The organism is Ruegeria sp. CDSC085 (genome assembly GCF_059610465.1).
The window spans coordinates 75,492-88,981 of record NZ_JBXWNR010000016.1 but is presented as its reverse complement, the minus strand read 5'-3'; the positions used below and the strand labels follow the sequence as shown (position 1 = coordinate 88,981).

10 protein-coding genes are annotated in these 13,490 nt (G+C 56.1%); 5 read left to right on the top strand and 5 right to left on the bottom strand.

From position 1 onward, the window contains the following. The first annotated feature begins 131 nt into the window (after nucleotides 1-131). Together AC2FJB_RS18560 and AC2FJB_RS18555 are read left to right on the top strand one after the other, a co-directional pair. Nucleotides 132-1,190, top strand: coding sequence for a tyrosine-type recombinase/integrase (locus AC2FJB_RS18560; RefSeq protein ID WP_496719989.1), 1,059 nt, complete (start codon nucleotides 132-134; stop codon nucleotides 1,188-1,190). Nucleotides 1,191-1,476: 286 nt separating this feature from the next. Continuing rightward, nucleotides 1,477-3,396, top strand: a complete 1,920-nt coding sequence (locus AC2FJB_RS18555; RefSeq protein ID WP_496719987.1) for a hypothetical protein — start codon at nucleotides 1,477-1,479, stop codon at nucleotides 3,394-3,396. A 71-nt stretch (nucleotides 3,397-3,467) separates the two neighbouring features. Here AC2FJB_RS18555 and AC2FJB_RS18550 read toward each other — a convergent pair whose 3' ends face one another. After that, a complete protein-coding gene (locus AC2FJB_RS18550) occupies nucleotides 3,468-4,487 on the bottom strand; it encodes a ParB/RepB/Spo0J family partition protein (RefSeq protein ID WP_496719985.1) in 1,020 nt (339 codons plus the stop codon). A gap of 77 nt (nucleotides 4,488-4,564) precedes the next feature. After that, a complete protein-coding gene (locus AC2FJB_RS18545) occupies nucleotides 4,565-5,977 on the bottom strand; it encodes an AAA family ATPase (protein ID WP_496818841.1) in 1,413 nt (470 codons plus the stop codon). 401 nt (nucleotides 5,978-6,378) lie between these two features. On the opposite strand from AC2FJB_RS18545, the gene AC2FJB_RS18540 reads away from it, so the two are divergent. After that, the gene (locus AC2FJB_RS18540) at nucleotides 6,379-7,386 is read left to right on the top strand and encodes a replication initiator protein A (protein ID WP_496719981.1); all 1,008 of its coding nucleotides are present in this window, start codon (nucleotides 6,379-6,381) and stop codon (nucleotides 7,384-7,386) included. Nucleotides 7,387-7,444: 58 nt separating this feature from the next. On the opposite strand, the gene AC2FJB_RS18535 is transcribed toward AC2FJB_RS18540, so the two are convergent. The 3 genes from AC2FJB_RS18535 to AC2FJB_RS18525 form a co-directional block, all read right to left on the bottom strand. Continuing rightward, entirely contained in the window at nucleotides 7,445-7,648 is a 204-nt protein-coding gene (locus AC2FJB_RS18535; protein WP_496719979.1) for a hypothetical protein, read from the bottom strand. 395 nt (nucleotides 7,649-8,043) lie between these two features. After that, the gene (locus tag AC2FJB_RS18530) at nucleotides 8,044-9,414 is read right to left on the bottom strand and encodes a nucleotide sugar dehydrogenase (RefSeq protein ID WP_496719977.1); all 1,371 of its coding nucleotides are present in this window, start codon (nucleotides 9,412-9,414) and stop codon (nucleotides 8,044-8,046) included. Between the two features lie 325 nt (nucleotides 9,415-9,739). Next, the gene (locus tag AC2FJB_RS18525; protein ID WP_496818838.1) at nucleotides 9,740-10,825 is read right to left on the bottom strand and encodes an NAD-dependent epimerase/dehydratase family protein; all 1,086 of its coding nucleotides are present in this window, start codon (nucleotides 10,823-10,825) and stop codon (nucleotides 9,740-9,742) included. A gap of 439 nt (nucleotides 10,826-11,264) precedes the next feature. Between AC2FJB_RS18525 and gmd the strand changes: the two genes are divergently transcribed. Together gmd and AC2FJB_RS18515 are read left to right on the top strand one after the other, a co-directional pair. Next, nucleotides 11,265-12,389, top strand: coding sequence for a GDP-mannose 4,6-dehydratase (gene gmd / locus AC2FJB_RS18520; RefSeq protein ID WP_496719973.1), 1,125 nt, complete (start codon nucleotides 11,265-11,267; stop codon nucleotides 12,387-12,389). A 37-nt stretch (nucleotides 12,390-12,426) separates the two neighbouring features. Further along, nucleotides 12,427-13,479, top strand: a complete 1,053-nt coding sequence (locus tag AC2FJB_RS18515) for a Gfo/Idh/MocA family protein (protein ID WP_496719971.1) — start codon at nucleotides 12,427-12,429, stop codon at nucleotides 13,477-13,479. The last annotated feature ends 11 nt before the right edge of the window (nucleotides 13,480-13,490 follow it).

Sequence of the window (13,490 nt, the reverse complement as noted above, 5' to 3'; positions counted from 1 at the left end):
CCTTTTTACGCGCAAAATAAGTAGTTTTTGCGCACTACATTCGCAGCCATTCAGATTCCCTATTACATCCGATAAGTTTCCCTTATCAGGTGTGATTGATCTTGCTGCCAATTCAGCGCAGAATGCCCACTATGAAGCAGCCCCCTACCCCATATCTCCCTGCGACCTTCCCTGCCCTGTCCCCCTCGGATCAAGACGCGCTCACCGATCTCTACGTGCGCGGCACGCCCGCCAATACGCTGCGCGCTTATGAGCGCGATCTGCTTTATATCACCGCCTGGAAGACCCTGAGGGTCGGCAGCGGCCCGGTTTGGCCAGAGGCTGAAGGAGTCGCCCTCCGTTTTATTCTGGATCATGCCCGCGACCTTGGTGATGCCCCGCCTGAGGACATTGCCCGGCAAGTGGCCGAGGTGCTGATTGATCAGGGGCTACGCAAATCCCTCGCCTGCCCAGCTCCGTCGACCCTGGACCGGCGTATCGCCTCGTGGCTGGCCTTCCACCGGATGAAGAATCTCGCCAGCCCCTTTGGCACGCCGCAGGTGAAACAGGCCCGGGCCAAGGCGCGCCGGGCGGCAGCCCGCCCCCCTGCCCCGAAATCGCAGCACCCGATCACTCGGGACGTGCTGGAACAGCTGCTGGCCACCTGCCGCGGATCGCGCCGGGATTGCCGCGACCGGGCGCTCCTGATGCTGGGCTGGGCCTCTGGCGGCCGGCGTCGGTCGGAGCTGACCGGACTGATGCGGGAAGATGTCTCACTAAAGGAATTCGAGAAAACCGGCATCGTCTGGATTTCTCTGCTGGAGACCAAAACCACAGCCAAGGGCGAAACGCCCCGGCTGGTGCTGAAGGGCCGCGCCGCGCAGGCGCTGGTGCATTGGATCGATGTGGGAGAGATCGAGGATGGGCCATTGTTCCGTCCGATCTCCAAGGTAGATCGGGTTCTGAAGCGGCGCCTCTCACCAGATGCGATTGCACAGATCATCAAACACCGGCTGGCGCTCGCCGGACTGCCGCAAGATTTTGCCTCACCGCATGGGCTGCGATCAGGATTTCTGACCCAGGCCGCGCTGGACGGTGCCCCGATCCAGGCCGCCATGCGCCTGTCGCTACACCGCTCTATGGCGCAGGCACAAAAATATTACGATGACGTCAATATCGCAGAAAACCCGGCAACCGATCTGTTGGGATAGGCGATTTGCCCACTGGAGTAATGCCAATCAGGCTGATGACTTGCGTTCCGGTCCACCCGCCCCCTCACGCCTGATTTCGCAACACACCAGAACGCAGAGATATAAACCCGGCATCGAACAATCTACGGCTTGCTTGTTATTCTAGAAAACTGTGCAACCGCAGCCGACTTCATATCTCCCGGTCTTGTGGTGTCATTCTTACCGCGGCCAGAACTGCCTTCTATTGCATCGCGGCGGCTTGAATGAAAAACTTGAACATAATTGCCATTAAGTCTGTAAATGGTTTATGTTTGAACTCTTGTTGCGCGGAATACTTCTTTTTCCATTACTCGTTTTGCCAGGCGCATGGATCGCGTTTTCTGGATTATTAAAAAATGCAGACCTCTGGGATCGCCTTGGGCTTTCGTTTGCCCTCTCTATTCCAATGTCTTGTGCTCAGTTTCTAGCTTTGGCGTATATGGGGATTGGTACGGACCATATTCCTTGGGTTATCCTGATAACAAACTTGGGTGCGGTATGGTTAATCGCTCGATCTTGGCAATGGGTACCTATCAAAGGCTATCGTCGGATTATTCCCGGCGCATTGGTACTGCCTTTGGCAGTGTTGATGATACATGCAAACGCACCAAACGTTTACCAATGGTCACACACATTTCTGCATGCCGATCTAATTTATGCCTTGATGGAAAACCCGACGGCACCAGAAGAATGGCAACTGGCCGGGCTGGGTACGGGGTATCCTTGGTTTGGGCATTTCCAAAGGGTTTTGCTTACTCAAGCTCTCAATCAATCACCTATAAGCGCCTATTTGTGGATCAACCCGGTAATGGCATTTGGATTTGGCGCTCTGTCCATTCTCGTCGTCAGAGCTGTTGGAGGCGGGGTAGTGGCAATGTTTTTGGCACCAATCACCGCCGCCTTGTCAACAAATCCGATCGGTGTACTGGCCAAACCCATTGCATCGTCACTTTGGAGTGGAATTGAACGTTTTCACTTCCTGATGGGAGATCCACGTTATGATTCTACCGGCATAAAATTTCTTTACTTGAACACGAATCAGGTCGGGTTGATTCTTCTTCTAGCATTGCTGCTCACAATCCTACGCTCGGATTCGTCCCAAAAACTTGGAGCAACAGTTCCTCTATGGCTAATTTGTCTAATTGGAACCGGGCTGGTTTATCCGCTCTATCTTCCATCTGCAGCGGTATTCCTAGGGGCTGTTGGCATTACATGGATGGTTGACGGAACCAAAAACCTCAAAGAACGCCTAAGAAATGTTTCACTGTTGTATATGTCTGTAGTTCTCGCAACTGCTTGCACATATTTTCTTGTGACATCCCAAACAGGTGATCGTGTTACGGGGGCAGGGATCGAACTTAATGTTTCGGGGCAGATTTGGCGTCATGCCGTAGCAACCACAACCGCGCTTTTGATCCCGATTTCTGCGTGGCTGTATTTTTTGATCAAAGGGGGTCCCATACATCGTAGACAGCTCATTTTCCTGTCGATTGCAGCAATTGCCTCAAGTTCCATGGCCGTACTTCTACATGTCCCTAATTTTCGCAACGAGTACAAGTTTGTGATGGTTGCAGCTATATGTGGCCTACCTTTCGTGGCTTTGCTGCTCGAACGCCTTTGGCAACGGCAGAGAGTACCATGGGCCGGAACAGTACTTCTTTTTGTAATCATCTTCGGGGGGGCAATGTCCGTCTACCCAAGGATGAAAACTAATCAGGTGCCATTTGAGATTAGTTTTTCAAACGTGGATCAAAAACTGTCGGATCCGGCGGGATTGGGCGATGCCCTAGTAGTCATACGAGAAAAAACAGAACCCGGTACGCCGACTTTAATTGGACAAACCGAATTGCATGTTGCGCCCTTCACACGGCGTCCTGTGTACGTCCTATATAATGAAGATGCTCAGCTAACCGGACTGGGCATGAGGAACGGATATCTTCTGTATGATGTCAAAGGCTTTGATCCCGCTCTGCTAACATCCAGACAAAACCGTCTAAATACCTTTCTGAAAACTGGGTCGGTTGAGACAAGAGAACAGGCCTACCGTTCAATTCGCAATGAGTTGGGCAAACCTTTGGTGGTTCTGTCGGACAGAACAAAACAGCTCTCACTATCGTCGTGGATGACAAATCATGGCGCAGAACTTCTACACGAAGGCGTTCGTTATTCGGTCTGGTATCTCAAATAGCAAACCCCGGTTCAAACAATTTCTCCCGGTCGCATCTGCATACTCTTGCCCAGTGTTTCGCGCGCGAAACATCAATATCGCCCGCGCAGCCAGCTCCGTAGGTCTGCTAGGAATGTCTCGGACATCCCGCGGCCCGACAGGGTGATCTGCGCTCCACTTCGACTCTGCTTCAACTGAATGTCTCCGATCATCTCTTTAGGCGGTGCATCAGACTCTGATACAGTTGAATTCGCGCGATCCGAACTGGTGCAGTTCACAGCCCGTGTCAGAGCGGATAATTCCGCCTCCCAGGTCTCCACCCCAGCTTTATCCAGCACTTTGACAAGCGCAGATACCACCTTTGGGTCTTCCTTCACGATCTTCGCAATCGACAGGCCCAGCCGCTCTGGGATTGCCGAGGCAAATCGCAAGTGATCGTCCAGTGCGTGATAAATCGTGAGAAACGAGCCAATCTTGGATCTCTTGGCCCGGCTGGCCGATGCGAACAGACCACGCAGGGCAGCGGCCTCGTCCGGGTAAACACCCTGCTCTGCCGCGCGTGCCACGATCCGGGCACGCTCGTAATAGCTCAGCCCGACGCGGATCTCGTTTTCCTCGACCATGGCCACGTAAGCATCCGAAGCACTCTGTGGCTGTCTGAGGAACGCGCGTACGGTTTCAAACTGCGCTTCGCCAGTTTCCTGTGCCAGAGCACGCAGCGCGGTCATGCGCCGCCAGCCCGAGATCAACCCGTACCGCCCGCCGTCCAGCTCCACGACCTCGATTGGGGTTTGCTGCCCGCGTGCCTTCAGGCTTTCCTTAAGCGCCTCCATGTCCGCGTCATCTGCCGCCATGCGGTCACGCACCAGGTAGGTTTCTTCGATGACGTCCAACGGCAGATCCTGCACCAGACGCCCTTCGGCCCGGGCAGCACGCAGTTCTCCGGACAGTTCTTCAAGCGCAGCCTGAGCCGCAGTCGCCCCGGCTACCTGCGCAACCGGCGGCGCGGCGCGGGGTGTATCTGCGGGAAACATGGGGTTCAGCCCAGGGGCAGGGCGGCCGTCTTCCAGATAATCCGCCCGGGCAGGGGTCAATCGTTTGCGTTTTGCCATTGGTTTCTCCTTTTCCCGCGCGGATCAGACTCTGTTTAGGGGCACTGCAGACGTGTTTCGCGCGCGAAACATCGCGCTCAGAGCGACAATTCCGGTGTTCCCGCCTCTTCGGCCTGCCGGGCCCGTTCTTCGCCCCGCCAGACGCCGATCAGCAGCTTCTTGAACGAGGCATAAGTGGCATCGAAGGTTTCCCGCCCGCGCACATAGGTCTCGCGGTTGAAATCGCGGTAATCCGCCTCGTAGATGCCGTTGACCTGTTCCCCGGCCTGACCGATCAGCGCCGTGTAGCCCTGCCAGTGCGGCGACAGGGTGCGGCCCAGATAGGCCTGCATCAGCCCGGCCAGCTCTGCCTGCTGGCTGCCGTCATAACGGGTGATAACAGTGCGTACCGCATCCCACTGAAACGCCATCTCGGGCCGTCCCAGCGCACGGGCGGCCATGTTTTCACCGTCTTCGATGGACTGGAAGGTGGAATGCAGCATGTCAAAGAACCGACCAGTGGAGTCAAACTCCAGAAACGACGCACCCATGGGCACCAGAAGGATATCCGAGGCGGCCAGCCCATTAATCGTCAGATAGCCAAGGGCAGGGGGAGTATCGATGAAAATGATATCGTAATCGTCCAGCACCCCGTCCTCGTCCAGCGTATCGGTCAGTGCATCCCACAGCTTCCAGCTTCGGCCCTGCATCCGCCAGACGGGAATCTGGAATTCCGCCCAGTAGAGGTTCAGCTGAGCGCCGATCAGATCGATATTCGGCCAGTGGGTGGTTTGGATCAGATCGCTGCTGCGGGTCTTCAGCGCCTCGGACAGGGTGTCGTCGATCGGATGTGGGGCCTCACCCCGGTCAAGACGCCCCTGATTGTCTCGGCGCAGATGGGTGGCGTAATGACGGGCAAGCAGCGGGAACACCGTCTGCCATTCATCGCTCACCTTGCCGCCGAAGATCGATGTCATCGAGCCCTGGCTGTCCAGATCGATGACCAGCACCTTGTAGCCGTCCAACGCCGCGGACATGGCCAGATGGGCGCAGGTCGAGGTTTTGCCGACGCCACCCTTGAAATTCGCTACCGAGACGATCTTGGCGGGCAGACCCTCGGGTCGGTAGGGACGGTATTCTTTTGCCTTGGATCCTTCCGAGGCGAAATGCGCCCGCAGCCGCAGAACTTCATCGAGCGTGAACCACTTGGCGCCGCCCTCGGTTTCGGACTGCCCTTGGGGCAAATCCGGATTGCCCTTTAGGACCCGGCGAAAATGGGCAGGCGCGACAGGGATCAGATATTTGGTGATTTCCCAGGTTGAAAACAGACGCAGCTTTTTCTGACCGTTTTCTTCCAGCCCCCGGTTCGCTAGGTCGCTACGACCCCGTGCACAGGCATCCGCGATTTGCGAGAACTCATGTGTTCCGGTTGGATCGCCCAGTTCAGCATAGGCTAGATCCGGATCGATATTGAAATACGGGGGAAGCCCCTCGGAGGTTGCTGCTCGCATTGAAATACTGCTCATATGCTGTGTTTTAACCAATATACCACAAAAGAAGGCATGCGAAAGCATTATGGGCATAAACCCGGATTTTCTGAGCAAAATTAAGGGGTAGAAAGCCTTCGAGATGCTGCTTTTGAGCGTATAGCAAAAAAATGTTTAGTTAGAATCCTGTTATCTTATTAGTTACGGTTAAACTTTAATCCTTTTAAGTATCAGAAAAAAAAGAAATTTTTGTATTTCTTGCAGGTCATGCTGAATCTGATCCCACGATAGGGTGACTCTGATCCCACGTTGCAGTGACTCTGATCCCACGTTCCGGCGGCTTTACGCCTCCTGTGGATAACTCTACGGTGAGCGTCAATAAAACCACGAACAAAGATTCGGGCAGGACATATGGGCAGGGCAGTATGAGCGGGTCGGGGGCGTTGTTGCCTGACCGGCACCCAACGGGCGACTTTTTTGTATGCGATATCTTCGATGCGCTGCCCAAGACAGATATGGGCTCGATGGAGCATCCGATGTTTTCGCTCTCGACCCGGCCGGATCGTCGGATCCTCAATTACGAACATAACGGGGTCGAGATAACGGTGACGCCTTCGGTGCGGGGGCTGGCGACGATCCATGACAAGGACATCCTGATCTTTTGCATCAGCCAGCTGATGGCGGCGATCAATGCGGGCCGGACGGTCAGCCGGGTGCTGCATCTGACTGCGCATGATCTGATGGTGGCCACCAACCGTGAAACCAGCGGTGATGGCTACAAGCGTCTGCGCGAAGCGTTCGAGCGGCTGGCCGGCACAAGGATAACCACCAACATTGTCACGGGTGAGAAGGAAACCACCACCGGGTTTGGCCTGATCGAAAGCTGGGAAATCGTGCGGCACACCCGGGCGGGCCGGATGATCAGCGTCAGTGTGAAACTGTCGGACTGGCTGTTTCGCGCGGTGCTGGCAAAATCGGTCCTGACCCTCAGCCGCGATTACTTCCGCCTGCGCAAACCGCTGGAACGGCGCATCTATGAGTTGGCGCGCAAACATTGCGGGCGTCAGCCCGAGTGGCGGATCTCGGTCGAGGTGCTGTTGAAGAAGTCCGGTTCGGCCTCACCCCGGCGGGTGTTCCGCAAGATGATCCGTGACATGATCGCAGCTGATCACCTGCCCGACTATGAGATGAGCGAAGAGCCGGGCGACCTGATCCGGTTCTCGCGCCGGGGGCAGGTGATCGAGGGACCGGACAAGCCGATCCTGCCGCCGCAGGCGCTGGAGGAGGCCAGGGCGATGGCGCCGGGCCACGATGTCTATGCGCTGGAAGCGGACTGGCTGGCTTATTGGGCCGCGTCAGGCCGCCCACAGATCAGAAACCCGCAGCGGGCGTTCCTGGGTTATGTGGCCAAGAGGGTCGCCGGGCGGGACTAGGGCATCCTGCTGCGCATTTGCTGATTTGATGGAAGATGTTCCGGTACATTGTAAAGGGTCAGCCCGAATAGGCGTGATCCTGTTTCTGTGCCTGTGGTTTGAATGACCGGATGGCGAAGATCACGATGACGGCGGCAAGGATGAATGCCCAACCCGCCAGCATGTAGACACCTATGACCATCAGGATGGACATGCCGGAGTACAAAGCAAATCCACTGGCTCCCAAGCCAACAAGGACAGCTATTCCGAGAATTCCCATCATGTTATCCGGTCCTCCGGCATTGGTCTTGGCCGCGTCAGTTTCCAAAGTGGCTGTGGTTATGCCACCGGGGTGAGCGCCCCGGTATGATTCCGCGCTGGAATCATGGCAAAACTGTGAACCACCTTGGGTTAAAATTTGGTTATTTTTACCTGACGGGGCTTTGCCCCACTACTCGTTCGACACTGCCTGTTTTCAGGCATTGGAATGTACAGTGTACTATTTCGCAAAATTTTTATGACTGCAATCTCTGCCCCTGCAAACCCTCAAAACATGCAAAGCTCCGCCGATTGGCGCAGTTCCGTGGGGTCATAAGACACCGAAACGGGGGTTCAGATAGAAATAGCGTCGAAAACCAACTGCCTGCCGACCCGCCTTTCTGCGATCGGGTGGGTTGCTCACATCTTGACCAGTCGTTCGTTTGTCACCTTGACCCCCTGCTTTTCGAAAACGTTGCGCGTGTCGAAGACCAACGTGGCCTCGCGCGCAACCAGATCGTAATCCGGGGCGCTGTGATCGGTGATCACGGCCACCGCTGCATAGCGTTTCAGATTTTCTGCCGTCAGCGGCTGGGATGCCCGGCCCGCAAGCTGCGGGTATTCGCCACCTTCGGGCAGGCGGGGGAAATACGGGTCGTGATACTCGACCTCGGCCCCAAGCTTTTCCAGCTCGTCCAGCAGCACCAGCGCCGGGCTGCGGCGGGTATCTTCGACATCACGCTTATAGGCGATGCCCATCAGCAGGATGCGCTGCCCGGTCAGGGGCTGTCCGGTTTCCGCCAGCGCAGACCCGTTGCGCGCGGCCAGTTCCGCCGCCATCCGTGCTGCCAGCATCGAAGGGACCGCGTCATTGCTGGAGCGGGCAAGATTGATCAGCGGCGTATCAGATCCTGCATCCGCGGCGCGCCAGGCCAGATAGGCCGGAGACACCGGGATGCAGGCCCCACCAATTCCAGGGCCGGGATAGAAGGGCATGAAGCCAAACGGCTTGGTCGACGCGGCCTCGATCACTTCCCAGACATCCACGTCCATTGCTTCAAGCGCGGTCTTCAACTCGTTGACCAGCGCGATATTGACGGTACGAAAGCTGTTTTCGACCAGTTTCACCGCTTCGGCCGTGGCGGCCGAACTGACCGGCACGGCGCTGGTGACGATGGCGCGGTAGAAATCCTCGACCAGTTGCCGCGACAGCGGATCGTCGGCGCCAACCACCTTGGGAATGCTGTGCGTGTCGAATTTGTCATTGCCGGGGTCTTCGCGCTCGGGCGAGAAGGCCAGGAAGAAATCGGAACCTGCCCGCAGACCGCCCGCTTCGAGGATCGGTTGAACCAGCGTGGTAGTGGCTCCGGGCCAGACGCTGCTTTCCAGCACCACCATCTGACCGGGGCGCAGATGCTGCGCGATGGTCTGCGCGGCGGCAGCGACAAAGCGCATGTCCGGATCTTGTGCGTCGGTCAGCGGGGTGGGCACACAGATCAGGATGATATCGGCCTCGGTCAGTGCTGCTGCGTCCTGCGTTGCGCGGAAGCGCCCACTATCCACCGCCTGTGCGATCCGGTCGGATGCCAGATAGGATATGACCTGATCGCCCTGATTGATCCGCGCCACCCGGTCCGGGTTGAGATCAACGCCGGTGGTATCAAACCCTTCATCATAGGCGGTCAGCGCCAGCGGCAGCCCGACATAGCCAAGCCCAACCACGGCAACCCGCGCATCGCGCGCCGCGATAAGCTGCTTGAGGGACTGATGGTGCGAGGTTTCGTAGTTCATAATCTATCCTGATCGTACAAAGTCACACTGAAATCAATTTGCGGGGCGGCTGCCGGAAATCCAAGCTCCACCACGGATAGGGCGGAACGGAGGCGAATCCAACATATTTGTCGGCCTAGTGTCAGCTCTCTGCATTGTGTTTCTCAAAAAGATCCAATTGGAGACATTGTACAAAATTGTAGAGGCTGAGTTGAAAAACACGATTTAGAATTTCTGAACTTTTCCTCGATGCAAAACTGGCGTTGAAACTACCGGGATGCTGTACCTACGGATCTGTCGGCAAGTATTCTTCAACCTGTCCGGATAAACGGACTCGGCCACCGCGCTACGCTTTGAAACGGGTTTCCAGATGGGTACGGGTGGCCTCCAGCCCGGCCTCAAGATCATAGGAGGGCGCATAGCCTAACCGGGCAAGGGCATGGTCAATGCTGCAACTGCCCCTGGCCGAATAGAGGTTCAGCATGTAGCGGTCAGGAAATATCTCGCCCGGTTGAGGCCGTCGTCGTTTCACCGTGCGCACCAGCGTTTCGAAGCGTTGTCTGCCGATCCACATCCGCGCGGTCGCGCTGGTCCGCTCGGCAAGGGACGGGGTATCGGATATTTCGTCTGTCTCCTCAGGTGGCAACTGGCTTTCAAGGGTTGCAAGAGGAATGTGGCGGAGTGTGCCCCGGCCAATAATCCCGGCATAGCCGGATAACAGGTCCGACCACGCAATGGGCGCCAAACCCGAGATGATGAAGCGTTCCTGACGCAGGTCTTTAAGCAGCGCCGCGCGCAGCATGGCTTGCACCAGATCATCAACAAAAACTGCGTTGCACAGTCCTTCCGGCTCGGGAAGGACCACGGTTCCCGCTGTCAGCCAGTCGGCCATCTGGTCCGTCCAAAGCGTACTACCCGGGCCATAGACTAGCGTTGGCTGCAGGATTGCTGCCGGGCAGTTTCCTTGTGTCAGAACCTGTTCCATCTTTATTTTGGCCTGTTGGTAGGACGCACCGCCGGTCTCGGCCAGGGGACTGTCCTCGGTCAGATTCCGTTGCGGCCAGCCATCATAAACGACGATGGAACTGGTATGGATGATCCGGCCAACCCCGGCCGTTTCCGCCGCCATACGGAGTGTTTCGAAGGCGGCCAGGTTGGCCTGGGCAGGCGCGCGCACATCATAGGCAAGATTGAACAGGGCCTTCTGACCTTGCAGAGCGGTTTCCATGACGGCCCTGTCGTCAAGTGCCCCGACCAGGACATGCGCACCCATCGCCTTGAGCGTGCGTGCGCCGTGGCGGCTGCGTAGCAATGTTGTGACCTTTGCGCCGGCCTCCAACAGTGCAGGAACAAGCCGCGTGCCGATAAAACCGGTCGCGCCGGTTACTAAAACAGACATGCCACCGAGATGTTCCGATCTGGTGATATTCATGACCCCATTTCACCCCTCAATTCCGCTGTTACGACAACGTGTTGTCTCCTAGAAAACTAGCGCAGGTAGTGCGCCCATGCTACTCTGTCCACAGGTGAATTGTTGTTAGAGGTGTCGGCTAAAATACAGACCCGTGGTTGTTAATGAGATATTGTAGGAAGATCGGTGCGGCTGAGGCGGAAATGCCGTTGCAGCGCAGCATTGGGATCGCTGGCAGAGCCACGGTCGACTCAACAGCAAAATTTGGCAAGATCGGAAACATGTGTCTTTGGTTGTTGGCGTGATGCATTGGTTTGATCACGCGGGCCACACATCTTCTGAAGGCCCTCCACGATGAAAGCAAAAAAATAGGAGCATTCCGCTGGCCGGCTGGGATTGATGCAGTTGGTCACGCAAAAGGAAAGCTCAGCAACGTATAGCCATAAGGATACGTGTCATTATGAAAAAAACGGCTCTCATTACCGGCATTACCGGACAGGATGGCTCCTATCTGACTGAGTTCCTGCTTGAGAAGGGGTACGAGGTGCACGGGATCAAACGGCGCGCCTCGAACTTCAACACCCAGAGAATTGACCATATTTACGAGGACCACCATGTAACCGATCGGAAGCTGAAGCTGCATTACGGAGATCTGAGCGATACGTCGAACCTGACCCGTATCCTGCAAGAGGTTCAGCCCGATGAAGTCTACAATCTTGGGGCGCAAAGTCACGTCGATGTCAGTTTCGAGGTGCCGGAATACACCGCAGATGTCGATGGTATAGGGTCGCTGCGCCTGCTTGAGGCCATTCGATTTCTCGGGCTGGAGAAAAAGACGCGCTTTTATCAGGCGTCCACGTCGGAGCTCTATGGGCTTGTCAGCGAAACACCGCAAAGTGAAACCACCCCGTTTCATCCAAGGTCGCCTTATGCCGTGTCCAAGCTTTTCGCCTATTGGATCACGGTGAATTATCGCGAGGCATATGGCATGTATGCCTGTAACGGTATCCTGTTTAATCACGAAAGCCCGCGGCGGGGTGAGACATTTGTGACCCGCAAGATCACCCGCGGTCTGGCCAATATCGCGCAAGGCCTGGAAAGCTGCATCTACATGGGCAACATTGATGCTCTACGGGATTGGGGACACGCAAAGGATTACGTGCAGATGCAGTGGTTGATGCTGCAACAGGACGAACCCGAGGATTTCGTCATCGCCACCGGAGAGCAGCATTCGGTCCGGGAATTCATCGTTTGGACGGCCGAGGCACTGGGTATCGCCTTGGAATTTTGCGGGAAAGGCCTTGATGAGTGTGCCGTCGTAACCGCAGTGGACCCGGAAACCGCCCCCGCGGTTTCGCTTGGCGACGTGATCATGCGGATCGACCCTGGATATTTCCGGCCTGCCGAGGTTGAAACCCTTCTGGGTGATGCCAGCAAAGCGCGGAACAAGTTGGGTTGGGAACCCACGATCACCGTTCGCGAGCTATGTGCTGAGATGGTTGCAGAGGATCGAATTGCGGCCCGGCGCCATGCGCTTTTACGGGACAAGGGTTTGTCAGTGCCTATTGCGCTGGAAGGGAACTGAGCAGACAGCGCGGACTTATTTTTACAAGGAGTAATCTATGCGTATCGGAGTTGTGGGGGGCGCCGGGAAAATCGGCAAGCTGAGGGTCGAAACCATCCAGGAGTGCCCGGATACAATGCTTGCGGCCGTTCTGGACCTGTCTGAAGAAGCTGCACGCAAGGTGGCAGGTGGTGCTCCGGTATTCACGGATCTTGAGCGCTTTCTTGACGTGGACATGGATGCGGTTGTGGTTTCGACCCCGCCGCATACGCATGAGGACCCATGCATCAGTGCGCTAAAGCGCGGCATGCATGTGCTGGTCGAGAAACCAATGGCCAGCAATGCGGAAACCTGTCATCGGATGCTGGAGGTCGCTAGGTCTGCAAACCGGGTGATCGCGACCGGTTTCAACATGCGCTATTACCCTTCATTCGCTTATGTGAAAGATGTCATTAGTGCCGGTAAAATAGGCAAAATCACTCATGTGCGCGCATCCTGCGGCCATGACGGCTTGGCTCATTTCACCCATGATTGGGAATATCGGGTTCCGAAATCCGGTGGTGGGGCGATGTGGGATATCGGCATTCATATGACCGACATGGTGCGTTACATACTGGGCGAAGTGACCTCGGTCTATGGTGTGGCCAGCGAGACCGTCTGGAATCTTCCGGGCTCTGAGGATACTGCCCTAGCCGTGTTAAAAAACCCCGAAGGCATTCCCGCCGTCTATCACGCGACATGGGGTGAATGGCGTGGGTATGATTTCGCAATCGAAGTTCATGGTACGCATGGCATGGTGCAAGGCGCCTATGCACCGATGAAGAACGTTCTGATCACTCTTCCGGAACCCGGCGGCAAAGGGACAACCACAAAACGTCAATATTTTGATATTGCGTTTCGCGAAAAACTGTTCTCATGGAAAACCACTGCGAAAAATTCGTTTGCGGTAGAGCTTCAGGATTTTCTGAAGCTTTGTGAAGGTGACCTCAGTGTAAGAATTGCAGATGGAAATGCTGGGCTGCGGTCGATCGAAATTGCAAATGCCGTTGTTGAAAGTTCGCGCACCAACAAGGTCATTGATCTGCCGGTGCTACAACCTGTGCGCCCCTAGGTTCGGCATGT

Coding starts and splice junctions, on each gene's coding strand:
- AC2FJB_RS18550 (WP_496719985.1), bottom strand. CDS start 4,487: ATGGCAAAACGCAAACGATTGACCCCTGCCCGGGCGGATTATCTGGAA.
- AC2FJB_RS18540 (WP_496719981.1), top strand. CDS start 6,379: ATGAGCGGGTCGGGGGCGTTGTTGCCTGACCGGCACCCAACGGGCGAC.
- AC2FJB_RS18545 (WP_496818841.1), bottom strand. CDS start 5,977: ATGCGAGCAGCAACCTCCGAGGGGCTTCCCCCGTATTTCAATATCGAT.
- AC2FJB_RS18560 (WP_496719989.1), top strand. CDS start 132: ATGAAGCAGCCCCCTACCCCATATCTCCCTGCGACCTTCCCTGCCCTG.
- AC2FJB_RS18525 (WP_496818838.1), bottom strand. CDS start 10,825: ATGAATATCACCAGATCGGAACATCTCGGTGGCATGTCTGTTTTAGTA.
- gmd (WP_496719973.1), top strand. CDS start 11,265: ATGAAAAAAACGGCTCTCATTACCGGCATTACCGGACAGGATGGCTCC.
- AC2FJB_RS18515 (WP_496719971.1), top strand. CDS start 12,427: ATGCGTATCGGAGTTGTGGGGGGCGCCGGGAAAATCGGCAAGCTGAGG.
- AC2FJB_RS18530 (WP_496719977.1), bottom strand. CDS start 9,414: ATGAACTACGAAACCTCGCACCATCAGTCCCTCAAGCAGCTTATCGCG.
- AC2FJB_RS18535 (WP_496719979.1), bottom strand. CDS start 7,648: ATGATGGGAATTCTCGGAATAGCTGTCCTTGTTGGCTTGGGAGCCAGT.
- AC2FJB_RS18555 (WP_496719987.1), top strand. CDS start 1,477: ATGTTTGAACTCTTGTTGCGCGGAATACTTCTTTTTCCATTACTCGTT.